This window comes from Frondihabitans sp. GW821-FHT04F02 (assembly GCF_059420045.1).
Genome location: NZ_JBWKSZ010000002.1, coordinates 1 through 24,045, shown reverse-complemented (window position 1 = coordinate 24,045; position 24,045 = coordinate 1). Strand labels below are relative to the sequence as shown.

Annotated in this window: 22 protein-coding genes; 12 read left to right on the top strand and 10 right to left on the bottom strand. The window is 70.4% G+C overall.

All coding sequences use genetic code 11. The features are described 5' to 3' along the window. Window positions 1-68: 68 nt before the first annotated feature. Complete coding sequence (locus AC07TY_RS05270; protein ID WP_494784576.1) at window positions 69-479, bottom strand: hypothetical protein; 411 nt, start codon at window positions 477-479, stop codon at window positions 69-71. A gap of 109 nt (window positions 480-588) precedes the next feature. Between AC07TY_RS05270 and AC07TY_RS05265 the strand changes: the two genes are divergently transcribed. The 3 genes from AC07TY_RS05265 (at window position 589) to AC07TY_RS05255 (ending at window position 3,783) form a co-directional block, all read left to right on the top strand. Then, window positions 589-1,644, top strand: coding sequence for a glycosyltransferase family 4 protein (locus tag AC07TY_RS05265; RefSeq protein ID WP_494784575.1), 1,056 nt, complete (start codon window positions 589-591; stop codon window positions 1,642-1,644). A 121-nt stretch (window positions 1,645-1,765) separates the two neighbouring features. Continuing rightward, entirely contained in the window at window positions 1,766-3,199 is a 1,434-nt protein-coding gene (locus AC07TY_RS05260) for a tyrosine-protein kinase domain-containing protein (protein WP_488624951.1), read from the top strand. Continuing rightward, a complete protein-coding gene (locus AC07TY_RS05255) occupies window positions 3,196-3,783 on the top strand; it encodes an arsenate reductase/protein-tyrosine-phosphatase family protein (protein ID WP_488624952.1) in 588 nt (195 codons plus the stop codon). The genes AC07TY_RS05260 and AC07TY_RS05255 overlap by 4 nt, the downstream gene beginning before the upstream one ends. A gap of 81 nt (window positions 3,784-3,864) precedes the next feature. On the opposite strand, the gene AC07TY_RS05250 is transcribed toward AC07TY_RS05255, so the two are convergent. The 6 genes from AC07TY_RS05250 to AC07TY_RS05225 form a co-directional block, all read right to left on the bottom strand. After that, a complete protein-coding gene (locus AC07TY_RS05250; protein ID WP_494784574.1) occupies window positions 3,865-4,995 on the bottom strand; it encodes a glycosyltransferase in 1,131 nt (376 codons plus the stop codon). After that, entirely contained in the window at window positions 4,992-6,308 is a 1,317-nt protein-coding gene (locus AC07TY_RS05245; RefSeq protein WP_494784573.1) for an O-antigen ligase family protein, read from the bottom strand. The genes AC07TY_RS05250 and AC07TY_RS05245 overlap by 4 nt, the downstream gene beginning before the upstream one ends. Next, window positions 6,305-7,516 carry a polysaccharide biosynthesis protein gene (locus tag AC07TY_RS05240; protein ID WP_494784572.1) on the bottom strand — a complete coding sequence of 404 codons (1,212 nt, stop codon included), beginning with the start codon at window positions 7,514-7,516 and terminating at the stop codon, window positions 6,305-6,307. Before AC07TY_RS05240 ends, AC07TY_RS05245 begins: the two co-directional genes overlap by 4 nt. Beyond that, window positions 7,513-8,547 carry a glycosyltransferase gene (locus AC07TY_RS05235; protein WP_494784571.1) on the bottom strand — a complete coding sequence of 345 codons (1,035 nt, stop codon included), beginning with the start codon at window positions 8,545-8,547 and terminating at the stop codon, window positions 7,513-7,515. The genes AC07TY_RS05240 and AC07TY_RS05235 overlap by 4 nt, the downstream gene beginning before the upstream one ends. 198 nt (window positions 8,548-8,745) lie before the next feature. Beyond that, a complete protein-coding gene (locus tag AC07TY_RS05230; RefSeq protein ID WP_123505689.1) occupies window positions 8,746-9,156 on the bottom strand; it encodes a DUF3151 domain-containing protein in 411 nt (136 codons plus the stop codon). 25 nt (window positions 9,157-9,181) lie between these two features. Next, window positions 9,182-9,868, bottom strand: coding sequence for a TrmH family RNA methyltransferase (locus AC07TY_RS05225; RefSeq protein ID WP_488624957.1), 687 nt, complete (start codon window positions 9,866-9,868; stop codon window positions 9,182-9,184). 42 nt (window positions 9,869-9,910) lie between these two features. Between AC07TY_RS05225 and AC07TY_RS05220 the strand changes: the two genes are divergently transcribed. Beyond that, on the top strand, window positions 9,911-10,747 hold the full coding sequence (locus AC07TY_RS05220) for an HAD-IIA family hydrolase (RefSeq protein ID WP_123505691.1): 837 nt from the start codon (window positions 9,911-9,913) through the stop codon (window positions 10,745-10,747). A gap of 180 nt (window positions 10,748-10,927) precedes the next feature. Here AC07TY_RS05220 and AC07TY_RS05215 read toward each other — a convergent pair whose 3' ends face one another. Beyond that, complete coding sequence (locus tag AC07TY_RS05215) at window positions 10,928-13,210, bottom strand: septum formation family protein (protein ID WP_494784570.1); 2,283 nt, start codon at window positions 13,208-13,210, stop codon at window positions 10,928-10,930. A 602-nt stretch (window positions 13,211-13,812) separates the two neighbouring features. Then, the gene (gene pyrE, locus AC07TY_RS05210; RefSeq protein WP_488624960.1) at window positions 13,813-14,364 is read right to left on the bottom strand and encodes an orotate phosphoribosyltransferase; all 552 of its coding nucleotides are present in this window, start codon (window positions 14,362-14,364) and stop codon (window positions 13,813-13,815) included. Window positions 14,365-14,474: 110 nt separating this feature from the next. Between pyrE and AC07TY_RS05205 the strand changes: the two genes are divergently transcribed. Then, entirely contained in the window at window positions 14,475-15,314 is an 840-nt protein-coding gene (locus AC07TY_RS05205) for an exodeoxyribonuclease III (RefSeq protein WP_494784569.1), read from the top strand. Between the two features lie 43 nt (window positions 15,315-15,357). On the opposite strand, the gene AC07TY_RS05200 is transcribed toward AC07TY_RS05205, so the two are convergent. Then, a complete protein-coding gene (locus tag AC07TY_RS05200) occupies window positions 15,358-16,341 on the bottom strand; it encodes an AEC family transporter (protein WP_494784568.1) in 984 nt (327 codons plus the stop codon). On the opposite strand from AC07TY_RS05200, the gene AC07TY_RS05195 reads away from it, so the two are divergent. The 7 genes from AC07TY_RS05195 to AC07TY_RS05165 all read left to right on the top strand — a co-directional run. After that, entirely contained in the window at window positions 16,340-17,170 is an 831-nt protein-coding gene (locus AC07TY_RS05195; RefSeq protein WP_494784567.1) for an alpha/beta fold hydrolase, read from the top strand. The genes AC07TY_RS05200 and AC07TY_RS05195 overlap by 2 nt on opposite strands. Window positions 17,171-17,234: 64 nt before the next feature. Continuing rightward, window positions 17,235-19,430, top strand: coding sequence for a transglycosylase domain-containing protein (locus AC07TY_RS05190; protein ID WP_494784566.1), 2,196 nt, complete (start codon window positions 17,235-17,237; stop codon window positions 19,428-19,430). After that, window positions 19,427-20,518 (top strand): threonine aldolase family protein, encoded by a 1,092-nt coding sequence (locus AC07TY_RS05185; RefSeq protein WP_494784565.1) that lies wholly within the window; start codon window positions 19,427-19,429, stop codon window positions 20,516-20,518. The genes AC07TY_RS05190 and AC07TY_RS05185 overlap by 4 nt, the downstream gene beginning before the upstream one ends. Beyond that, entirely contained in the window at window positions 20,515-20,931 is a 417-nt protein-coding gene (locus tag AC07TY_RS05180) for a hypothetical protein (RefSeq protein ID WP_494784564.1), read from the top strand. The genes AC07TY_RS05185 and AC07TY_RS05180 overlap by 4 nt, the downstream gene beginning before the upstream one ends. Before the next feature lie 152 nt (window positions 20,932-21,083). Beyond that, window positions 21,084-21,677, top strand: a complete 594-nt coding sequence (locus AC07TY_RS05175) for a nitroreductase family protein (protein WP_494784563.1) — start codon at window positions 21,084-21,086, stop codon at window positions 21,675-21,677. Window positions 21,678-21,808: 131 nt separating this feature from the next. Further along, window positions 21,809-22,627 (top strand): hypothetical protein, encoded by an 819-nt coding sequence (locus AC07TY_RS05170; protein ID WP_494784562.1) that lies wholly within the window; start codon window positions 21,809-21,811, stop codon window positions 22,625-22,627. Between the two features lie 304 nt (window positions 22,628-22,931). Then, window positions 22,932-24,045: hypothetical protein (locus AC07TY_RS05165; RefSeq protein WP_494784561.1), on the top strand; the 1,114-nt coding region annotated here is incomplete at its 3' end.

Sequence of the window (24,045 nt, the reverse complement as noted above, 5' to 3'; positions counted from 1 at the left end):
GACGGTTCGGGCGCGACGACGTGATCCTCGTGCCCAACGGCTGCGATCCGGAGCGCTTCTCCGCGACCTCAGCCGCGACCGGCGCGCTCACGGTCGGCTACGTCGGCAAGATCGGCCGCCGCCTCGACCTCGGCGGCGTCGTCCGCACGGTCGCCGCCCTGCCCGAGGTCGACTTCGTCTTCGCCGGTCCGATCCTCGACGCCGAGTTCCGCCCCGCCCTGGCGGCTCTGCCCAACGTCGAGCTGCTCGGCGACGTCCACTACGACGACGTCCCCGCACTCCTGACCCGCTTCGACCTCGGGTGGATCCCGCACCGCGTCGGCGACGGGGAGGTCGGCGGCGACGTCATCAAGACGTACGAGTACCGCGCAGCCGGCCTCCCCGTCTTGAGCACGCCGTTCTGCAGCGTCACCGATCGCGGTCTCGACGAGGTCCTCGCCTGCGACCTCTCGGTGCACGAACACGTCATCGCCGCCCACGCCTCGGCCGGCGACCGAATCGCGCGTCGACCATCGCCGCTCCCGGCCGAGGCCACGTGCGGGTCAAGAACGACCTCCTGCTGTCGCTGCTCGGGGCGGAGGTCGCGGCGTGAGGGTCTGCCTCCTCGCCCTTCCCCTGATGGCTCGGAGCGGCGTCTACCGCTCGACGCTCGACCTCGTGACGTCCGCCCGCGCTGCCGGCCTCGACTGGACCGCCCTCGTCGGCGTCCGTCCCGGAGCCCCCGGCCAGGTCGCGCCCACCCCCGGCGTGACCGAGGTGCCGATGCTCGAGCACGGGCGGCGGCTCCTCCCCGAGATCCGCCAGGCGATCACGTCCTGCGCCGAGGCGACGCGGGCCGACGTCGTCATCACCTTGATCTCGCAGTCCGATATGGCCGTCGCCCGCGGCATCCCCGCTCTCGGCGGCGCCGCACATGTCGCCTGGGTCCGCGGCCTGCCGTGGCCCGAGCGCGGCGAGCAGAACGCTCTGCGAAGCCGGGCCCTCGAGCTGCTCGAGGCCCGAGCCCTCCGCGCGGCCGACGACGTCTGGGCCACCACCCCGCTTCTCGCCGGTCAGGTCGCGCGCGCCCGCACGGCGCACGTGGTGCCAGCCGGAATCGCACCCGTCGAGCGCCGCTCGTTCGGCGACACCGCCCATGCGCCCATGGTCTGGGCGGCGCGGCTCACCAGCGACAAGCGCCCCGGCGACTTCGCCTCGCTCGTGCGCCGGACGGGCATCCCCGGGCGCCTGCACGGGGCCGGCCCGCTCGAAGCGCAGCTTCGCGCGACGGCACCCATGGGGCTCGACTGGGGCGGCTGGCGCCCCGCGGCCGACCTCTGGCGCGACGCGTCGATGTTCGTATCCACGGCCCAGCGCGAGGCCTACGGCCGGAGCGCCGTCGAGGCGGCCTGGAGCGGTCTCCCGGTCGTCCTCAGCGACCAGGTCGGCGTCGCACCCTTTCTCTACACCGACCCCGCGCTCGCCCGCCGCTTCGTCCTGCCTCTGGACGACACACCTCGGTGGGACGCGGCCGTGCGCGACCTCGTCGCCGACCCGATCCTGCGGCGCCGAGTCTCCGACCACGTCCACACGAACGCCTCCACCATGAGCATCGACGCATCGGTCCATGCCGCAGCCGTCCGGCTGAACTCGATCCTCGCCTAGCTCTGTCATATGCAAATCCAACATGTTACGCTGGTGACTGCACACCGCGCTTCTTCCTGCGACTCAACCCGTCCGGTCGAGGCGATCCAGCCCGAACCACTCGACTGACCGCAGGGACCCCATGGAACTCACTGAATTCATCCGGCTGCTCCGCCGCAGCTGGATGCTGATCCTCACCGCCACGCTGCTCGGACTCCTCAGCGGCAGCCTCCTCTCGCTCCTCGCGACGAAGACGTACGAGTCGACGACCACGCTCTACGTGTCGGTGCAGACGCCCGGCGACAACAGCGCCGTCGACCTCTCTCAGGGCAGCACGGCGGCTCAGGCCAAAGTCCGGTCGTACGTGCAGGTCGTCACAAGCTCCGACGTGCTCGACCCGGTCGTGAAAGAGCTCGGCCTCGCCGAGTCCGGCATGCAGCTTGCGAGTCGCGTCTCGGCCCAGTCGAAGCCCAACACGGTGAACATCGACATCACGGTCAGCGACACCGATCCGGGGCGCGCCGCTTCCACCGCCGACGCGATCGCCAAGAGCTTCAGCACCGTCGTCTCCAAGAAGCTAGAGGCGCCGGCCGTCGGGTCGACCTCGCCGGTCAGCATCGCCACGTTCCAGAAAGCCGTCGCACCGACGTCGCCCGCGTCGCCGAACGTCCCGGTCAACATCGCCCTCGGCTTCGTCGTCGGCCTCCTCGCCGGGCTTGCGGGCGCACTCCTCCGCAACACGCTCGACACCCGCATCCACGGTGCGCCCGACGTCGCGAGCATCACCGACACCCCCGTCATCGGCGGAATCGGCTTCGACCCCGAGGCTGCGAAGCATCCGCTCATCGTGCACGTCGACCCGCGCAGCCCGCGCGCCGAATCGTTCCGCGCGCTCCGCACGAACCTCAACTTCATCGATCCGGGCGTGAGTCGCCGCAGCTACGTCGTGACCAGCGCGATGCCCTCCGAGGGCAAGTCGACGACCACCGCCAACCTCGCGATCGCCCTGGCCGAGAGCGGCGCCTCGGTCGTCCTCGTCGACGCCGACCTCCGCCGCCCCCGCACGGCGGAGATCATGGGCATCGAAGGCGCCGTCGGACTGACCGACGTGCTGATCGGGCAGATCGAGATGGACGATGCCCTCCAGCCCTGGGGCTCACGCGGCAATCTCGCGGTGCTGCCGGCCGGTCGCGTGCCACCGAACCCCAGCGAGCTGCTCGGCTCGATGGCGATGAGCGCCGCCCTCGACCAGCTGTCCGAGCACTTCGACTTCGTGCTCATCGACGCCCCGCCGCTCCTTCCGGTCACCGACGCCGCAGTCCTCAGCAAGATCGTCACCGGCACGCTCCTGATCGTCTCGGCGGCCAGCTCGAAGCGAGGCCAGCTCCGCGAGGCTGTGACGCTGCTCCAGAACATCGGCAGCCGCACACTGGGCGTCGTCATGACCAAGCTGCCCACCAAGGGCCCCAACGGCTACGGGTACGGCGGCTACTCCGAGTACTACGGCCGGCCCCCGGAGAAGACCATCCCGGCTGGCGGGATGAGCCGCAAGGCCCTCCGGCAGGTCCGCCAGTGACCGCCGCGCCGTTCCGCATCCTGACCGTCTGCACCGGCAACATCTGCCGATCGCCCTACGCCGAGCACGCTCTCCGCCGCGCTCTGTGCGACCAGCCCGAGATCGAGGTGGTCAGCGCCGGAACCGGAGCCGTCATCGGCGCCCCCGCCACACCCGAGACCGAGGCGGCCGCCGCCCGCTCCGGGTTCACCACCGAGGGCCACGAGGCGAGGCAGCTCGATCGAGCGATCGCCAGCGATGCCGACCTGATCCTCGCGCTCACTCGCGACCACCGCCGCGACACTGTGCTGACCTGGCCTCGCGCGAACCGCATCGCGTTCACCCTGACGGAGTTCGCCCGCCTGGCCGACTCGCTCGACGACGCCGATCTCGCCGACGGGCTGGCGGGGGTCGACGGGCCGCAGCGGGCCCCGGCGGTGGCTCTGCTGTCTCGGCGTCGGGGGCTCGTTCCTGCGCCGTCTCCCTCAGACGACGACATCGACGACCCCTACCTGCAGGGCGACGCCGTGTACGAGGCCATGCGCCTGCGCGTCGATGCCGCGACCGCCAGCGTCGCGCGGCTCATGGGCCGACTGCGGGGTTGAGTCCCGCTCGTCGGGCGGGCGCCGTCCCCTCGGGCCAGACCGGTTGCAGAGACAGGAGCTGCGCCCCGCAACCGAATGCGCCTACGAGCGCAGCAGGTCGCGCAGCTGAGCCTCGTAGCGGCCGTTGACTCCGGCCCAGGTGTACTCGGCGAGCGCCCTCTCGCGGGCCGCAGCGCTCAACGCCTGCTGGCGCTCGGGGTCGCCGAGCAGCGCGACGATCGCATCGCGGATGCCCCGCGGTGTCGGCTGGACGAAGACGCCGGAGTCGGCCAGCACTTCGCGGTTGTAGACCGTGTCGCGGGCCACTGTCGGCGCACCGCACATCATCGCCTGGACGAGAGCCGGGTTGGTGCCGCCGACACTGTGGCCGTGGAAGTAGGCGCCGGCGTGCTGCCAGAGCGCGAGCAGGCGACGGTCGTCGCTGACGTGGCCGAGCCACTGCACGCGCTCGTGCTTCGCGGCCAGGGCCGCCGCCTTATCGTCGAGCTCGCCGCCGTAGCCGCTGGATCCGACGATCACGACGTCGTGGTCGGCAGCGAGGAGGTCGACGGCCTCGAAGAACTCGCCGACGGTGTTCTCGGGGACGAAGCGCGCGACGACGAGCACGTACTGGCGCTCGGTCAGTCCGGGCTCGATCGACAGAGCGCCCGGGTCTTCGGCGCCGTACGGGATGAAAACGCCGTCGACGCCGTAGCTCTGGCGCCAGCGGCGTGCGATCTCGACGGCGTCGCAGACGAGGCGGTCGGCGAATCTCGCCGTGAACCAGGCGCCGCCCTTGAAGACGGTCTTGGCGAGCCGGCCCCACTTGGCGCGCTCCCACTCGATCCCGTCGACGTTGACGAGCGTGGGGATTCCGCGCAGCCGGAAGAGCGGCAGCCAGAAGCCGTTCGCGACGTTCATGATCAACGCGGCGTCGGGCTTGTGGAGCATCGCGTGAACGGCCGAGGTGAAGCCGTACGTCAGCGTCGAGAGAGACTTCGTCTCGGAACCGCGGGTCACGACCGTGCGGACCCGGTCGTCGCGACCCGGGTCGTCGTCGCGCGTGGAGCCGGGGCGGCCGTAGACGACGACATCCCAGCCCGCGTCGACGAGAGCGGGGGCGAGGCTGCGCACGGCAGTCTCGAATCCGCCGTAGTAGCTGGGGTAGCCGCGGGTGCCGACTATCGCTGCCGTCGGCGTCGAGGCGGTCGTCGTCGAGGGGTTACGGCTCATAGGCGGGTCGACTCCAGTCGGTTCTTCGAGGCCGAGGTGAGCCCGGCCGCCTTCGTGGTGCTCCGGGACGGAGCAGGTTCGCCATCGTGTCGAGGCAGGCAGATCGCCACGGCCATCAGTGCCGCCATCGAGCTCCACGCGAGGTAGTCGAAGGAGAACAACATCGTAGCCAGCGCGAGGATCAGGACGCGACCGGGCCGCGCGGCGGACGCGAAACCGGTCAGGAACGCCGCGATCAAGAGGCTCGCGCCGAGGACGCCGGTCGTAGCCAGGCTCGTCACGAGCTGGTTGTCGACGTTCTGGAAACCCGTCTGCGGCAGAAGTCCGTTCGCATACAGGCCAGGCTCGCTTCCGGCGCCGTTGCCCAGAAGGACGTGCGCGAAGTCCTGGCCGAGGAGGCGCGGCACGGACTCGAGGGCGCCGGCGCGGTTCTCGTACGACCCCGACGACAGGAGCGTCGACACGGCATCGGCGATCACGGGCAGGAAGACGGCAGCCCCGACCAGGCCGCCGAGCGCCACCACAGTCACCCGGAGCACCCGAGTCGACGCCTCGGACGACAGCACCAGGTAGGCGCCGCCGAGTGCCAGGGCGACGATGGCGCTCCGCGTCCCGGACAGCACCAGGCCGAGGCCGATCAGCGCGACTGCCGCGACACGGAGGAGAGACGCGTGCGCGGCCCACCGGGTGCCGAGGGCGAGAGCGCCGACGAGCAGCACCACGGCATACGGGATCGGGTGCTCTGTCGTGCCCTGCACGCGCATGGACGAACCGCCGAGAAGCTTGTTGGTGTCGTCGAAGAATGAGCCGTCTTCCGCGACGCGACGGCCCCACGGGATCGGCTCGCCGGTGACGAAGAACTCGATGGCGCCCAGCACGGCCTCGATCACCGCGAGCAGGATCAGCCCGTCGAGCAAGACGGCGAGACCGCGGCGCTCCAGCCGGCCCGCTGCGAAGGCGAAGGCGATGGACACGACGCTGATCCGGACCACGAGATTCTGCGCCTCGGGGTTCATGGCCAGGGTCGTGACGACCATGACGGTGAAGAACGCGGCGAGGACGCCGAACGGAGCCCGACGCGAGTGCAGGGGTCGAGGCGACAACAGAGCGGCGATGAGGACTGCGACCGTCGCGACGATCAGCGTGCCGTCACGGATCGTCTCCGGGACGTTCCTCGAGGTGGCGCCGAAGAGGAGACCCACGCCGAGCGCCAGCGTGACGCCGAGCCGGGCGTCACGCGGCACGATCGTCGTGAGGGCGAGGCCGGCGAGGAGTGCGGCGAGCCCCAGCGCGGCGACGAGGAGCATCGTCATGCGGCCACCGCCCGCGCGTCGACCCGCGCCCGGAGCGCGAGGGCCTGGACGACGACGCCGGCCGTCTCCGCGACGACGAGCCCGGCGAGCGCGCCGGCCACTCCAGCCGACACGGCCCCGACCGGCACTCCGACGACCGCGACCGCAGCCGCCGCCACGGAGGCCCACGTGGTCGTCCCTGCACGGTCGTCGGCCACCAGGGCCAGGCCCAGCCCGCGCGACAGCGAGATGACGGCGACGAGCACGCCGCCCCAGATCGCGGCGGCGGCCGAGAAGGTGACGACGCCGCTGAAGAGCCACGGGCTCAGCCACGGCATGGCGACGGCGAACACCAGCCCGGCCACGAGTCCGAGCGCGGCGTTGAGCCCGATCGACAGGCGGGCGCGCCGCACGCGATGGTGCCTCTCGGGGTGGCCGACCCACGCCTGCAGGCGGTTCGGGACAGCTGCGAGCACGACGAGCCCCATGCGCAGGGGCCGGTCGACGGCGCCGTAGGCAGCGACGGCGGAGGGCGCTGCGAGCCCGACGAGCACGATGGGCAGCGACTTGTAGACAGTGGTGATCCCGCGACCAGCGAGCAGCACGCCCTGCTCCCGCAGGGTCTGGGGCACCGCAGCCCACGCCGGCCGTGACGGGGCTGCGGGCAGTCGGCCGAGCCACACCGCCAGCGCCCAGCACGCCAGCACCCCGGCGAGCAGAGCGCCTCCGTAGACCTCGAGGGGTGCGCCGTCGGCGATGGCGAACGCGGCGAACAGCGTCAGCGCCACGCGCGGCACCGTCTCGCACACCACGATCAGGACAGGCTGGCCCGTGCCGATGAAGAACCAGGTCGGGTTGAGGGAGGCGGCGACCACGGCGAATGCGAGCAGAGCTGCCGCCGGCCGGTGGGAGTCGACGAGCGAGGCCGTGACGACCGAGGCCACCGGACCCAGCACGGCGACCGCGGCGAGCCTCGACGCGAAGGCTGCGTCGTAGAGGCCCAGCGCGCCAGCTCGATCACGGGCCACCCGCTGCGGACCGACGATGGTCCAGCCGAGCTCGGCGACGACCGACAGCGCCACTCCGACGGCGAGCGCCACCGCGACGCTCGCCCAGCCGTCGGCACCCGCGGTGGAGGTGACTGCGGGGATCACGGCGAGCGGGGTCAGGCCGCCCAGGAGGGGCGCGAGCACGTAGAGGGCGATGTCGCGGAGCTGGCGGCGGGTCACCGGCGCACCTCGCTCACCCAGTCGCCGAGGGGTGCGAAGCGGGCCCCGACGTGCTCCTCGACGAGCACGCTGGCGCGAGGTGCGACGGGCGACGGGCTGAGCGGGACTCGGGAGAGAGCCTCCGCGAGCGCCTGGGCCGAGCCCGGCTCGGTCTCGACGAGCAGCTCGCGCACCGCGGGCGGCACATCGGCGAGCGCCTCTCCGGCCTGCGTGACGACAGTGCGACCGCAGGCGAGCCCCTGCCAGACCTTGTTGGCCACGACCGAGCGGGCCTTGTCGGAGTCTCCGAAGACGCCCAGCACCACGGTCGCGTCGGCGATACGGTCGGCGAGCTCCACCTCGGGCACGGGGTCGCAGAACGTCGCGCGGGGCGACCAGGCGCTCGCGGCGACCCGGTCCTCGAAAGCCTCGCGTCGTGCCCCGCTGCCGAGGAAGGTCACCTCGAAGTCGCGTCGGCCGTGCAGCTCGTCGAGGGCCTCCGCGACCAGGTCGAGCCCGTGGAGCGGGATGTAGTTGCCGTAGTAGAGGATGCGGAGGCGGGAGGTCGGCGACGGCGGACGGTGGACGGCCCAGGCGGGGGCGCCGACGGGGAGGGGGAGGACGCGGATGTGCGAGTTCCTGGGGGACACAGCCCTGCGGAACACAGCCCTGCGCGGTACAGCCCCGCGCGGCGCAACCCCGCGCCGTTGCGACGCCCGGACCTCGGTGTCGATGAGGAAGAGGTCGGCCGCCGCAAGGGCCCGTCGATCGGCAGCCGCGAGACGGCGGGCACGCCGAGACTCCGGGCGGACGGAGCCCCAATCGCCGACTGCCGTCTCGTGCAGGCCGACGAATCCGTCGACGATGACGCGCGCCCGGCGGAGGCGCGCGACGACACGGACAAGTGGGGCGTGGGTGAGCCGGAACTCGGACAGGAGGATGATCGCCGCACCGTTCGAGCCTTGCCACAGGCCAGTCAGGTCGGCCAGGGCCCGCCGGACCCGGCCGCCCGACCTCGCTCGCTCGACCACCCGGACCTCGACGCCGTCCACGGACTCCAGGTAGCGACGAATTCGTGAATTGCGCGGGTACGCACGATCGTGGACGCCGTACTGGAGCACTCGAAGCGGCGAACTCACCGGTTGATCTCGCATTCTCGACCGGTCGGGCTCGGTCGTTCGGTTGGCGACCCTGCGTCGCTTCACCAAATCTAATGCAAAATATCACATCCGGCAAGGGTGGTTCAGGTGCTATTGGAGGTGCGCGAGCGCCTCGGGGTCGGAGTCGTTCAGGAACGTCGTCAGACGGGTGACCTCCTCGGTCTCGCCGATGGCCGTGGCGCCGCGACGCAGTGCGAACAGCGACCGGAGGACACCGCGATTCGGCTCGTGCGCCCACGGCACAGGGCCCTGGCCGCGCCAGCCGGCCTTGCGGAGCGAGTCGAGTCCGCGGTGATAGCCGACGCGCGCATACGCGTACGCCTCGAGGTCACGCCCACCGGCCGCTGCCGCCTCGTCGGAAAGGAGAGCCCAGGCGAGCGACGACGACGGATGCGCGGTCACGATCTCGACCAGAGGCGTGCCGGCCTCGAGCGCGGCGAGCACGTCGGGTTCAGCGGGGAGGAGCGTCTCGGGAATGCCGAGCAGGTTCGTGGAGGACATGAGGCAACGCTAGCGGCGGCGGCTGTCAGAACTTCACGTGCTGCAGTACCCAGGCGTGCATGACGACCGCGGCGGCGGCCGAAGCGTTGATGCTCCGAGTCGAGCCGAACTGGACGATCTCGAGCACGGCGTCGGAGGCCGCGATCGCCTCGGGCGACAGGCCCGGCCCCTCCTGACCGAACAGCAGCACGCACTCTGCCGGGAGGTCGTACGTCTCGATCGGCACAGAGCCGTCGACGTTGTCGATGGCGAGCACGGGGATGCCGCGCTCCCTCGTCCAGGCGATGAAGGTCTCTACGTCCGGGTGGTTCACGACGTGCTGATACCGATCGGTCACCATCGCGCCGCGCTTGTTCCAGCGGCGGCGGCCGATGATGTGGACGGTGTCGGCCGCGAAGGCGTTGGCGCTGCGCACGATCGAGCCGATGTTGAGGTCGTGCTGCCAGTTCTCGATGGCCACGTGGAACGGGTGCCGATGGGCGTCGATGTCAGCGACGATCGCCTCCATCGACCAGTACCGGTAGCGGTCGATGACGTTGCGCGTGTCGCCCTCGTCGAGCAGCCTCGGGTCGAAGCGAGGATCGTCGGGGTGCTCGCCCGCCCACGGGCCGACACCGTGCGTCGTCTGCTCGGGGCTGGTGGTCCGCTCCGGGCTGGTCGTTCTCTCGGGACTGGTCGTTCTCTCCGGGCTGGCCTCGGGCTGTTCGGTCACGGCCTCAGTCTCGCAGTAACCACCTCCCGCTACTCTTCGACTATGCCTTCAGCCACAGCCTCCGCGACGCGCGACGAGATCGAATGCTGGCTCACCGACATGGACGGCGTCCTCGTCCACGAGAACCAGGCGCTGCCCGGCGCCGCCGACCTGATCCGGCAGTGGCAGAACGCGGGCACGCCGTACCTCGTCCTGACGAACAACTCGATCTTCACGCCCCGCGACCTCTCGGCCCGCCTCCGGGCGTCCGGCCTCGAAGTGCCCGAAGACCGCATCTGGACCTCGGCTCTCGCCACCGCCGACTTCTGCCGCTCGCAGATGCCGGGCGGCTCGGCCTTCGTCATCGGCGAAGCCGGCATGACCACGGCCCTCCACGAGGCCGGCTTCATCATGACCGAGACCGCGCCCGACTACGTCGTCGTCGGCGAGACGCGCAACTACTCGTTCGAGGCGATCACGAAGGCGGCCCGCCTCATCATGGGCGGCGCGCGTTTCATCGTCACGAATCCCGACGCCACCGGCCCCAGCGCCGAGGGCATCCTGCCTGCGACCGGCGCCATCGCGGCCATGATCACGAAGGTCACGGGCAAGGAGCCCTACGTCGTCGGCAAGCCGAACCCGATGATGTTCCGATCGGCGATGAACAGGATCGGCGCCCACTCCGAGAACACGGCCATGATCGGCGACCGCATGGACACCGACATCATCGCCGGCATCGAGGCGGGCCTCCACACCATCCTCGTGATGACCGGGATCAGCGACCAGGCCGAGATCGACCGCTACCCGTTCCGTCCGACCGAGATCCTGGCCGGGGTGCACGAGCTGGTCCGCACCGAGCCTGTCGCGTACGACCTCGGTGACGCCGACGGCAACCTCTGACGTTCTCACGAGCGCCCAGCGTCAATCCGCGGCCGCCGAGGGGTCGCTCGTTGCTGCCGCCGGTCGCCGCGGCGACAACGAGCGACTCCTCACCGGCGTGCGGGGGCGCCGGGTGCTGGGTGCTGGGCGCTGGGCGCTGGGCGCTGGGCGCTGGGCGCTGGGCGCTGGGCGCGCGCTGCGCTAGGGCGCCAGGTCGCTCGCGATCGCCTGCCCGCCAGAACGGCTGGCGAAGCAATAGTAGTCGCGCGCGCCCGCGGCCCACTCGGCCGCTGTCGACGGGTAGCTGTCTGAGATCTGCAGGTCGGTGTAGGCCTGCGCCGCGCTGATGTTGATCGCGGTCGACTTCTGGCATGCACCCGAGACCTGAGCCTGCAACGCGTCCGAGCCCGGGTACGTCGAGCCGGCGGCTCCGTCGAGCTTGCCGGTCGACACGAGCTGGGCGACGTGCGACCCCCCGCAGTCGACGACGTCGTACGTCGTCTGCCACGCGTCGGTGAACGCCGAGAGGCACTCGCCCCCGGTGAGCTCGTTCCACGGGTGGGTGCCTGGCGCAGCCTGGCCAGCCGTCGCGGTCTTCGTCGGAGCCGGACTCGACGACGGACTCGGGCTCGTCTTCGTCGTGGCCGAGGGCGTCGACGTCGTCGACGCGACGGGAGCCGGCGCAGGAGCCGATGTCCCGCCGGTGGCGATCGTGCGACCGAAGAAGAAGAGCACGGCGAGCACGACCAGGAACGCCACGATGATCCCGACGAACAGCCACGGTCGTCGACTTCCGCCGCGGGCCGGACTGCCGGGGTCGGCGTCGATGGGCGGAGCCATACTGCTCGACGCAGGAGACGCGTAGCCGCCCGGCGCAGCGCTGGCCCAGGCGGCGGGGACGTTCTTCGGGTCGATGGGCGTGACCACACGCCCGGTGGCCCCGCCGTACGACGGTGTCAGCCCGGGGACGACCGCGGTCGGAGCGGCGTCGGCCGACGCTGCGGTCGAGGACTCGCTGGAGGGACGATCGGCGACGGCCGGCAGCGCGATAGTCGCCGCGGATTCTGCGGGCTCAGCCTTGGTGGGCTCCATCTGGGCAGGCTCCGAGGCGGCAGATGGCAGGTCGGTCGACCCCGGCGGCGTGTACGCGACCGTCGGAGTCTCCGCCCAGGAGCTACCCCCGGCAGACGCCTCGGGCTCAGCCGCGAACGGCGGCGTGTAGGCGACGGTCGGAGCCTCGGCGCCGGTCGGAGTCTGGGGGCCGGTCGGAGTCTGGGGGCCGGAGGCAACCGCGACGAACGGCTCGTCCTCCTCCGGCGCCGACGACTCGGGTGAGGCATCCTGCGACGATGCCGACTCCTCCGAGGGCATGATCCAGGCCTGCGTCGCCGTGTCGTCAAAGCTCGCCTCGGGTCCCGGCGCGCTGTCCGGCTCGCCGAAGAGCGCGGCCATCGCGTCGACGTCGTCCGTCTCGTCGCCGTCGGAGTCGGCCGGCTCAGAGGCGGGCGCAGGAACGTCCGACTCCCCCGACGCGTACCCGTCGTCCGTGCCGGAGAGGTCCCACACCGGCGAGCCACCCGCGGGTGCGGGGTCGTCGTCGCTCAGCGACCAGACGACGGCGGGCGCGGCCTCGGCCGCAGCTTCGGCGGGCGCGCCGCTGAATGGAGGCGTCGCGTCGTCCCGCGCCCCCTGGGGGCCGTCGTCGTCGCCGTCGTTGATGCTCCACGCCATCGTGGGCGTGGGATCGACCGTCCCGGCGGGGGTGTCGTCGACCTCGAGCGGAATCGCATCGGCGGCGCGCACGGCGTCGTGGTCGACGACCGGCCGAGCGGCGGCGACCTCGGTGTCGAGAGCGATCGGATCGACCGGCACCACGTCGTCGGGCACCTCGGGCGCCATCGGCACACCGTGGACATCTGACGCGTCGATGGAAGCGGTGGCCGGCGACGCGATTTCGGCCCAGTTGAAGCTTGTCGGCTCGGCGGTCGGAGGCACTGCATCGGCCGGAACGGCGATGAGCTCCGTGAACGAGGCGGCAGGCGCGACAGGCGCGGCGCTCGTGTCGGAGGCCGCAGCCACGGGAGTGATGGTTCCAGCCGGGGCGGCGGCCGCACCGGGTGCGTCGGTCTCGACCGAAGCGTCAGTATCGACCGAAGCGTCAGTATCCATTGAAGCGTCAGGGACCGCGCCGAAGACAGCCCCGAATGCGGCCGTCGGCGTCTCGCCTGCACTGTCGTGGCGCGGCAGAGCGTCAGCGTCGAGGGCTGGCTGCTCGGCCGTCAGGCTCGACGGACTGGCGGCATCGGAGAGGGGCTCGTCGCCGGACTGACCGCGGAGGGTCGACAGGTCGAGCGCCATCGGATGCGGAGACGTGGGAGGCTCGGTCGAGGGGGCAGGAGCGTCGAGTCCCGGCGAATCCTCCGACACCTCGCGCGGCGCCTCGGACGATGAGACGGCGGCCGCCGTGAACATCGGCTCTGCCACGAGAGGCGTCACGGGAGCTGGCCGAGGCTGCGCCTCGGGCGCCGGCGCAGTCGGTGACGCCCCGGGCGCCGTCGCACTCGGCGATGCCCCGGGCTCGACCGGCGAAGGCACCGCCGCAGAACCCGCCGGAGCCGCGGGCGAGCCGGACGGAACAGCAGGCGAGCCCGCCGAAGCTGCACGTGAATCCGCCGCTGCATCCGGAGCCGTCCCCGGGCTCAGGGGCTCAGTCGACGAATCGACGCGGGCCGAATGGCGCGGCGGCCGCGGCTCGCCGAAGAACGACTCGGCACTGGGAAGCCGCCGGGGCAGGATCTGGATGGTCTGGTAGGTCTCGGGGTCACCCGACTCCGGTGATGCCGACGGTGAGGAGACGGAGGGCGCCTGTCCCGACGCCGACTGCCCCGACGCCGGAGAACTCGACGCCGAAGGACCCGACGGCACTGAGTCGGGCGCCACCGGCAGGGCCCGGCGCCCCGACGTCGGAGACCCGGGAACAGGAGAATCGGGTGCAGGAGACCCCTGCGCCGGCACTTCACGCGCAGACTCGCCGTCGGGCCCCGGCGTGGAACGCGGGAGCTGCTCGTCGGGACTGCGCTCGTCGCTCACGGCTGCAGCCCGAGGTCTTCCAGGCTGATGGCAGCGAAGTAGGGGTAGCCGGCCTCTTCGATGACCTCCCGGGCGCCCGTCGACCGGTCGACCACGACGGCGACGCCCACGACCTCGGCACCGACCTTCTTCAGAGCCTCGATGGCCTTGAGGGGCGAGCCGCCGGTAGTGGAGGTGTCCTCGAGCACGATGACGCGCTTGCCGGTCAGCTCCGGGCCCTCGACCTGACGGCCCCGGCCGTGGTCTTTGGGCTCCTTGCGCACGACGAACGCGTCGTAGTCCTTGCCGAGGGCTGCACCCTGGTGCAAGACTGCGGCGGCGATCGGGTCGGCGCCCATCGTCAGCCCGCCCACCGCGAAGACGTCGGGGACGTCTTCGATGAGGTCGACCATGACCTGGCCGATCAGCGGCGCGACCCTGTGGTCGAGGCTGACCTTGCGCAGATCGACGTAGTACGTCGCCTTCTTGCCGCTGGTCAGCGTGAAGTCGCCGTGGAAGACGGCGAGGTCGCTGATGTAGGAGATGAGCTTCTGGCGTGCATCGGTCACGGCGACCATGCTACCCGGGCGCGCGATGCGCCCTCCCGGAGTTCTCCACAGGCGCGCGGGGCGCGGTCGAACCGGCCACCCCGAGTTCCTGCGCCCGGTACCGTGGTGGCATGCGTGTCGCCACCTGGAACGTCAACTCCATCCGTGCTCGCGCGGGCCGCGTCGTCGACTGGCTGGTCCGCGAAGACGTCGACGTGCTCGGCATGCAGGAGCTCAAGTGCAAGCCCGAGCAGTTTCCGTTCGACGTGTTCGAGGCGGCGGGCTACGAGGTGCAGATGCACGGGCTGAACCAGTGGAACGGCGTCGGCTTCGCCAGTCGGCTGCCGATGGACGACGTCGAGATCACGTTCCCGACACAGCCCGGCTTCGCCAAGGGAGTCGAGTCGCAGGATGCTCCGAAGGAGGCGCGCGCGATCGGCGTCACGGTCGACGGCGTGCGCCTCTGGAGCCTCTACGTGCCGAACGGCCGCGAGCTCGACGACCCGCACTACGCGTACAAGCTCGACTGGCTCGCCAGGCTCCAGGTCGAGACGAAGGCCTGGCTGGAGGCGAACCCCGACCAACCCCTCGCGCTCATGGGCGACTGGAATGTCGCGCCCCTCGACAGCGACGTCTGGGATCCTGCGGTCTTCGAGGGTCACACCCACACCAGCCCGCCCGAGCGGGCCGCGTTCGACGCGTTCACCGAGCCGGGCCTGCTCAGCGACGTCGTGCGCCCGCGCCTCCCCGAGGGCTACACCTACTGGGATTACAAGCAGCTGCGCTTCCCGCGCAACGAGGGCATGCGCATCGACTTCATCCTGGGCTCGAAGGCGTTCGCCGACCTGGTCACGAGTGCGCGCATCGACCGCAACGAGCGCAAGGGCGACGCTCCGAGCGACCACGTGCCGGTGGTCGTCGACCTCGAGGTCGACTCGGGCGACGACGACGACCGGCCGATGATTTTCTAGACAGGCGCTGCCTTCTAGACAGGCGCTGCCTTCCAGCCCGCTCCTACTTCAGCAGCGCGGCGACCAGCACGAGGGCGGGGACAGCCGCGATCGTCGTGATCAGCACCGTGTCGCGGGCCACGGCGACCCCGACCCCGTAGCGCTGCGCGTAGTTGAACGCGTTCTGCGCGCTGGGCAGCCCTGCCAGCACGACCGTCACGAACAGCTGCTCGTGCGAGAAGTCGAAGACGAACACGCCCAGGATCCACGCCACGACCGGCATCACGACGATCTTGAGCGCGCTCTCGAGCACGATCTCGCCCCGCGCCGGGCCGGCCTGCAGCGGCTTCTGGCCGTGCAGCGACATGCCGAACGAAATCAGCACGACCGGCACCGCCGCGGCCCCGATGAGCGCGAAGGGCTCGACCACGTCGTCCGGGATCCTGACCTCGAAGACCGAGCACAGCACGCCGAGCAGCGATGCGATCAGCAGCGGGTTGCGAAAGGGGGTGGTGACCGTCTTCAGCAGGCTTCCGCGGGGCCCGGTGGCCGTCGTGATGTCCATGATGGTCAGCACGATCGGCGTCAGAACCAGCAGCTGGAAGAGCAGCACCGGCGCGACGTAGGTCGCGCTGCCGAGCACGTAGACGGCGACCGGCAGGCCGATGTTGTTCGCGTTGACGTAGGCGCCCGCCATCGTCCCCATCGCGGTCTCGGGCACGGATCGCCTCCACACCAGGCGCAGCACGACGATCGAGATGGCGGCGGCGAACAGCGCCGAGACGGTCGAGACGACGAGCACCGGCGAGAACAGCACGTTCACGTCGGCCTTCGAGATGTTCACGAACAGCAGGCACGGCGTGAGCACGAAGAAGACGAGCTGGCTCAGCACGCGGTGCCCCTGCGGGCCGAGCAGGTCGATGCGGCCGACGACGTAGCCGATCGCGATGACGGTGCCGATGATCCCGAACCCGATCAGCACTCCGCCCATCCGTCTAGTCTGCCTGAGCGGCGAGCTCCGGCCGGTCGTGCCGTAGGTTGTGACCATGGCTGAGACGGAGTTCAACGGCGGCACCTTGCACTACGAGCTGCACGAGCCCGAGAACCCCGGGGCGCAGGAACTCCGCGCAGTCGTCCTCATCCACGCCGGAGTGGCGAGCCTCCGCATGTGGGAGCCTCTCGCCGTGCCGCTCGCGAGCACCCGCCGCGTGCTCCGCTACGACACCCGCGGCTTCGGCGAGACCACCACCGCCGACGTGCACTTCTCGGATGTCGACGACCTCGTCGCGGTGATGGACGCAGCAGGAATCGACCGCGCGGTGCTCGTGGGCGCCTCCCGGGGCGGGCGCATCGCCATCGACGCCGCCCTCGAGCACCCCGACCGCGTCACCGGGCTCGTGACGATCGGCTCGAACCCGTCGGGCTTCCCCGAGGTCGACCTGACCGAGCGCGAGAACGAGCTGTTCGACGAGCTGGACGACCTGCTTGCACGCGGCGAGAACGAGAAGCTGAACCGGCGGGAGGCGGAGCTGTGGGCGGCGGGGCCCACGAGGGACGTGCTCGAGCTGGATCCCGAGTTCCTGCGCCTGGCCTCCGAGCTCAACGCCGACAACCTGAAGCGCTTCGCCGACCAGGCCACGCCCGTGCCGCTGGAGTCGCCGGCGTACTACCGGACTGTCGACATCGAGGTGCCGACGCTGGTCGTGGTCGGCGAGCACGACCTGTCGGGCGAGCTCGCGGCGGCGGAGTACCTGCTGTCGACGGTGCCGAACTCGTCGGGTGCGCGCTTTCCGGACTCGGCGCACCTGCCGAGCGTCGAGCGGCCGCAGGAGTTCGAGCGCGTCCTGACGGAATGGCTGAGCGAGAACTCCCTCTGACGGACTAGCAGGGTCCCTCGGGCGGGGGATTCCGTTGTCAGAGGTGTGACATACCATGTGACCCATGCCCCACGAGCCTCACCGCCTCCGTTCAGCCCTCACCGCCCTGGCCGGCTTCATCGCGCTCAGCGCCGTCGCCGGACTGCTGGTGTCGGTCGGCGTCGCGCCCGGAGTGGTGGTCGCCGGCCGAGCCGCAGGTGCCGCCGCGACGACGTTCGACAGCATCCCCGAGTTCATCGAGATCCAGAAGCTCCAGCAGCGCAACGTGCTCTATGCCGAGCGCGGGGGCGAGCAGGTGCCGTTCGCGACGCTGTACAGCGAGAACCGGGTCACGGTCGGCTGGGACGACGTGGCCCAGACGGTGAAAGACGCGGCCGTCGCAGGCGAGGACCACGGCTTCTACGAGCACGGCGCCGTCGACCTGACGTCTCTCGCCCGGGCCGCGGCCGGCAGCGCGCTGTCGCGAGAGCTCGGCGCGGCTGGCGGAGGGTCCACGCTGACCATGCAGCTCGTCCGCAACATCCTCGTCGCCCAGGCGGAGGCGCTCGACGATCCGGCCGAGCGCAAAGCCGCCTACAAGAAGGCCACCGAGCTCAGCACCTCGCGCAAGATCGCCGAGATGAAGTTCGCGATCGGCCTCGAGAAGCGCTACACCAAAGACGAGATCCTGCTCGCGTACCTCAACATCGCGTACTTTGGCGACAACACCTACGGCGTCGAGGCCGCCAGCCAGCGCTACTTCGGCAAGAACGCCGAGGCGCTGGCGCCGTCCGAGGCGGCGAGCCTTGTCGCGACGGTGCAGAACCCCGAGAGGCGCAACCTGTCGAGCGCCTCGCACTACAAGGCCAACAAGGCGCGGCGCGACGTGATCCTGGAGGCGATGCAGGAGCACGGAAAGATCTCGGCCGCCACCCTCGCGAAGGCGAAGGCCAAGACGGTCCGGTCGTCGGTTCATCTCACCTCGGCGACGCAGGGCTGCCTCGCGGTCGGCGAGATCGGCGCCCGGCAGTGGTGCGACCTGATCCGGCGCATGGTCAAGACGATGCCCGCCCTCGGCGAGACGACCACCGAGCGCGAGCACAACTGGCGGCTCGGGGGCTACGAGATCCACACCACCCTCGACCTCGACCTCACGGCGACAGCCAAGCAGCAGGTCGACACCTACGCTCCCAAAGACGAGGTGCGGTACGACCTGGGCGGTGTCGTCGTCTCGATCGAGGCTGATTCGGGCCGCGTGATCGTGATGACCCAGAACAAGGACTTCGACGACACCCGCGACGGCGGCGGCCCGACCACGACCGCCGTCAACTACGCGGTCGATCAGAAGTGGGGCAGCTCGACCGGGTTCCAGCCCGGGTCGACGTACAAGCCCTTCACGCTCATCGACTGGCTGAACAAGGGCCACCTGCTCGGCGAGACCGTCAACGCCACTCCGCGCGACTTCAGCCCGATGCGCATCTGCGGCGCGGCCGACTACACGACCTTCGACCCGAAGAACGACGACTTCGGCAACCCCGGCACGGTCACCGCCCGCCAGGCGACGGCCCGCTCGATCAACACCGCCTTCGCCGCGATGGCGCAGAAGCTCGACCTCTGCGACATCCGCGACGTCGCCGCATCGCTCGGCGTCCACGCCGCCGACGGAGCCGATCTCGTCGCGTACCCGTCGTCGGTGATCGGCTCGGGCAACACGGTCGCACCGGTCACGATGGCCGCCGCGTTCGCGGGTATCGCCAACGGCGGCGTCTACTGCGAGCCGATCTACATCGACTCGATCGTCGACGGCGACGGGAAGAAGCTGGCCGGGCACCGGTCGCACTGCGAGCGGGTCATGGACGCCGGCGTCGCGGCCAAGGTCGCGTCGGCGATGCAGGGGGTCTTCACGGGCGGCACCGCGACGTCGGCCAACCCGCGCGACGGCGTGCCGATCCTGGGCAAGACCGGCACGACCGACCACGCCGAGCAGACCTGGCTCGTCGGCGGCTCGAGCAAGGTCGTCACCGCCTCCTGGGTCGGCAACATCTCGGGCCACCAGAACCAGTACCGGATCTACGGCGGGTACGGCGCGATGAACCAGCAGCGGCTCACCATCTGGCGGAACGTCCAGGCGCGCATCAACGCTGTCTACGGTGGCGACGCGTTCGCCGCTCCCGCACCCGAGTACATCGCTCCGCCGCCAGCGCCGCCCCGCGCTGACGACGCCGACGACGACGCGCCGCCCGCCGACGACACCGGGAGGTCCGAGTCGGCGGAGGAATGAGCCGTGTCGGCAAAGTGAGGGAGACTGGAGGGGTGAGCCAGCTGCACGATCCCGCCCTCCACTCCTTCGCCTCCGACAACTACTCCGGCGCCCACGCCGAGGTGATCCAGGCCTTGGCCGATGCCAACGGCGGGCACGTCGGGTCGTACGGGGCCGATCCCTACACGGCACGCTTCTCGGAGCTCGTCGTGCAGCACTTCGGTGAAGGCTCGACCGTGCACCCCGTCCTCACCGGCACCGGTGCGAACGTCGTCGCCCTCCAGGCCCTCGTGCCCCGCTGGGGTGCGGTCATCTGCGCAGCCACTGCGCACATCTACACCGATGAGGGCGGAGCGCCCGAGCGGCTCGGCGGCATCAAGCTGCTGACGGTGCCGACGACCGACGGCAAGCTCACACCCGATCTCATCGACCGGCAGGCCTACGGCTGGGGCGATCAGCAGCGCCCGCAGCCCCTCGCCGTCTCGATCACGCAGACGACCGAGATGGGCACGGCCTACAGCGTCTCCGAGATCCGCGCCATCACGCAGCACGCTCACTCGCTCGGCATGAAGGTCCACCTCGACGGCGCTCGAATCGCGAACGCGGCAGCGACGACCGGCGCGACGCTGCAGCAGTTCACGCGCGACGCGGGCGTCGACGCCGTGTCGTTCGGCGGCACCAAGAACGGCCTGATCTTCGGCGAGTCGGTGGTCGTCCTCACCGACGACGAGCTCCCCGGCGTCACCTACATCCGCAAGATGGACGCCCAGCTGGCCTCGAAGATGCGCTTCGTCTCGGCTCAGTTCGTCGCTGTGCTCGAGGGCGATCTCTGGCTGCGGTCAGCGCAGCACTCCAACGCGATGGCGCAGAGGCTTCGCGACGCGCTCGTGGAGCTCCCCGGCGTCGAGGTGACGCAGGCGGTCGAGGCGAACGCCGTCTTCGCGATCCTGCCGAGGCACGTCATCGAGCCCGTCCGCGCCGAGCACCGCTTCTACGACTGGAACCGGTCGACCGGCGAGGTGCGGCTCATGTGCTCCTTCGACACCACCGAGGCACACGTCGACGCCCTCGTCGAGTCGATCCGCCGTGAGATCGAGTCGGCCCCGTGAGCATCCCCACCCCCGACCGCCCGCTCGACGAGCGGCTCCCCGATGGAGCCGTGGCCAGCACCCGCCTGGCGGGCCGGTACCCGGGCCGGCGCCACCCGCGCAAGGGCGACCTCGTCGCGACGGTCGTGTTCACGGCGATCCTCTACTTCATCGCCGTCGTCTACGAGATCACCGGGGCGGCGCGAGCGGCCGAGCCGCAGTACTCGGTCGACGGCACGGCTCTGGCGAACACCCTGACGATGGCCGTGCCGATCATCCTCGCCGTCTTCGCGACGGTGTTCTCGGTGCTGTTCGTGCTGCGCCGCGTGCCGGCGTTCTGGCTGCCGATCGTCGCCGCGATCCTGATCGTCGCCCTGTACTCGGTGACAGAAGACATGCTCGACTCGGCCGTGCTCGGCAGCCTGACACCCTGACGGACCGAGACCCTGACGGACCGAGACCCGGCCACCAGGAGAAAGTCGATGCGTCGGCATATTCACCGGGCGTAGCCTGTTGCACGAAGCAGCACTCCTCGACGGCGAGGAGAACCACACCCCGTTCCACCGTCGGCGTCGAGGAGACAGCTATGACCATCACGAATTCATCCACCGTCCGTTCGTCCGAGACCGAGGTGCCGCTGGTCGAGCTCCTCGACGAGCGCTGGAGCCCCCGCTCGTTCGATGCCGCCGCCGAGATCACCGACGCTCAGCTGACCGCGCTCCTCGAGGCCGCCCGTTGGGCACCGTCCGCCTCGAACATGCAGCCGCGCCGCTTCATCGCCGGCCGCCGCGGCACGAAGACCTTCGACACGATCCTCGCCAACCTCCTGGGCTTCAACACTCTGTGGGCCGGCAATGCGGCAGCGCTCGTCGTGGCCGTCGCCGAGACCGCCACCGACGAGGGCGAAGAGCGCCGCTGGGCCCAGTACGACCTGGGCCTCGCCGTGTCGGCGATGACCGTCCAGGCCCACGCCGAGGGCCTGCACGCGCACCAGATGGCCGGCATCGAGGCCGACGGCATCCGCACGGCGTTCGATCTGACCGAGCGCTTCCTGCCCGTCACCGTCACCGCGTTCGGCGTCGTCGACGAGGCCGACAAGCTCCCCGAGAAGCTGGCCGAGCGCGAGACGCTCCCCCGCACTCGCCTCGCCCTCGACGAGCTCGTCGTCGCCCGCGACTAGGTCCCTTCTGACAGAACGCCGTCTCCTTCCTGGGGGCGGCGTTCCGTCGTTGATTTGCGCCAACCTCGACCATTTGCATTAATGACACTGGATGCAACATTCTGTCCATAAATGCAGATGAGAGGTTTTCGATGAAGAGAGTACTGGCCGCTACCGTCACTGCCGGCCTCGTCGCGGCGTTGGCGACGCCGCCCGCCGTAGCGAACGCAGCACCGAAGGCGACGACGAACATCGGCGTCCACGCGGTGTCCGTCACCCCCGCCCACGGCAACGACTTCCTGCCGAATACCACGGGAACGCTCGCCTTCACGATCAAGCCCGCGACCGATGCCAAGGGCCTGACCGTGAAGAAGGGTCAGAAGCTCGTCTGGGCCGCGACTCTGCCCAAGGGCCTCAGCGCGACACTGCCGGCGACGACCACCCGCGACGGCTGGACCATCTCGTTCGCCGCCAAGCCCGCCGCCGACGGCGCGACGGTCGTCACCCGCACGTCGCTCCGCACCGGCGCAGACCTCCCGAACGCCGGCGCGAGCAACGGCGGCATCAAGCTCACCGTGAACGCCGGCGCGTACGTGCCCGACACGAGCCCCCTCACGGTGACCTTCACGCCCGTCACCGGCTGGACCAGCTCCTCGCCGACGGGCTCCACGACCGTGCCGTTCGACGCGTGGCAGGAACTCGCCCTCGCCGGCATCACGACCGACGACCGCGACGACACCTCCGTCCGGGCCACCATCCGGGGCACCGCGACGCCCGGAGCGTCCGTCGTCATCCGCTCCACCCAGTCCAGCGACCGCTACGACACCGTGAAGGCCGGCGAAGACGGCACCTGGACGTCGACCCGGACGTGGTCGGCCACGCACACGTACCGCCTCGCGATCGAGCAGACCGACTCGCGGGGCCGGAGCGACTCGGTGACGCACGGACCCTGGACGCCCGGCAAGGAGTGAGCGCGAACCGGGTGGGCGAGTTCCTGCGCCCTCCCCGGCTCTGCCGCCCGTGACCGCGAAGCGCGGCCCGGGTGCCCGAGATGGACCTCGCCGTCGGCGGCACGATGTCACACCGACAGCGAGGGCCATCTCGCGGCCGGCGGCGCTCTCACCTCGCTCGTCACTAAGGGCTCTCCAGTGGCGGAACGGGCAGAGACCCGGCTCACGTTTGCTCGCGACCGGCGAAATAAATCCAACGACTAGTCCTTCGACTAGTTACTCACTGCCACTCGATGTGGCCTCACGAAGGAGATTCTTTTTGTCCATGACCATTTTCAAGGGCCTCGGTGCGGGTGCCCTCGCGGCCGTCACCGTCATGTCGGGCCTGACTTTCGGACCGACTTCGGCGACCGCAGCTCCGACCGCATCGACCTCGACGACGACCTCCTCAACCCCGGCGAGTGGGACCAAGTTCACATTTATCTGGGAGGAGTCCCCCGACAAGTTCTGGGCACTCGACCAGGACGACCTGAGCGCCCACGCATACGACACTCGGCAGCAAGCCGAGGCGGCGTCATCGTGGACGCTGACGACCACCACGGTCGGCTACAGCTTCTATGCCACGGTCGACGCTGGCAAGCACAAGGGGAAGTGCCTCTACGACCTGGCGTGGCAGGGTGGCCGTGTCATCACCACCAGCGGGCCCGCCTGCGGAGATCCTCTCACGCTTTTCTCGATCGACAGTGAAGGCCGCATCGTCTCCGACTCGTCGAAGCACTACCTCAGCGTGGCTCCCCTCAAAGATGGCAGTTCGTTCTACCCGCAACTGAGTCTGACGGGCACCGCGGCCAAGCTGGAGAGCGTTAACCCGGCACTCGCGGCCAAGGTCGATAGCGTGAGCGTTGCCGCTCGCAGGGCTGACATCTCGGGCACCGCCCGGCCCGCGTCCATCGTGGTGATTGACCGCGGCCAGGAGGCACGAGTCGGCGCCGACGGTAAGTGGCGCGCGATCCTGAGGAACCTCAGAGTCGGCGCCAACACGGTCCACCTGGAGAACCGGGTCGACGGCACGATCGTTGCCGAGAAGGATCTCACCGTCAATCTGGAAGTCGCAGCGCTGTCGGGAACCGCTTCTGCGACGTCGACCGTGACCGATGAGGTCACGATCGCCGGGATCGGTGAGAAGGACGTCGACATCACCATCACCGATGCCGACGGCACGATTGTCGCCACGCCAACCACCAGCGCAGTCTCCGGCCGCTACTCGGCCAGGGTGCCCGCCCCGAATCGCGGGGGCTCTCATCGGTTCCGCGTAACCCAGTGGATCGGCGGTTTGTCTGCCGGCTCGGTCAGCGTCAGATACACCTATGGTGCGGCGGTCACGATCACGAGCCCGGTCGACGACCTCGTCCACCCCGGTGGTGCGCTCGACTTCACAG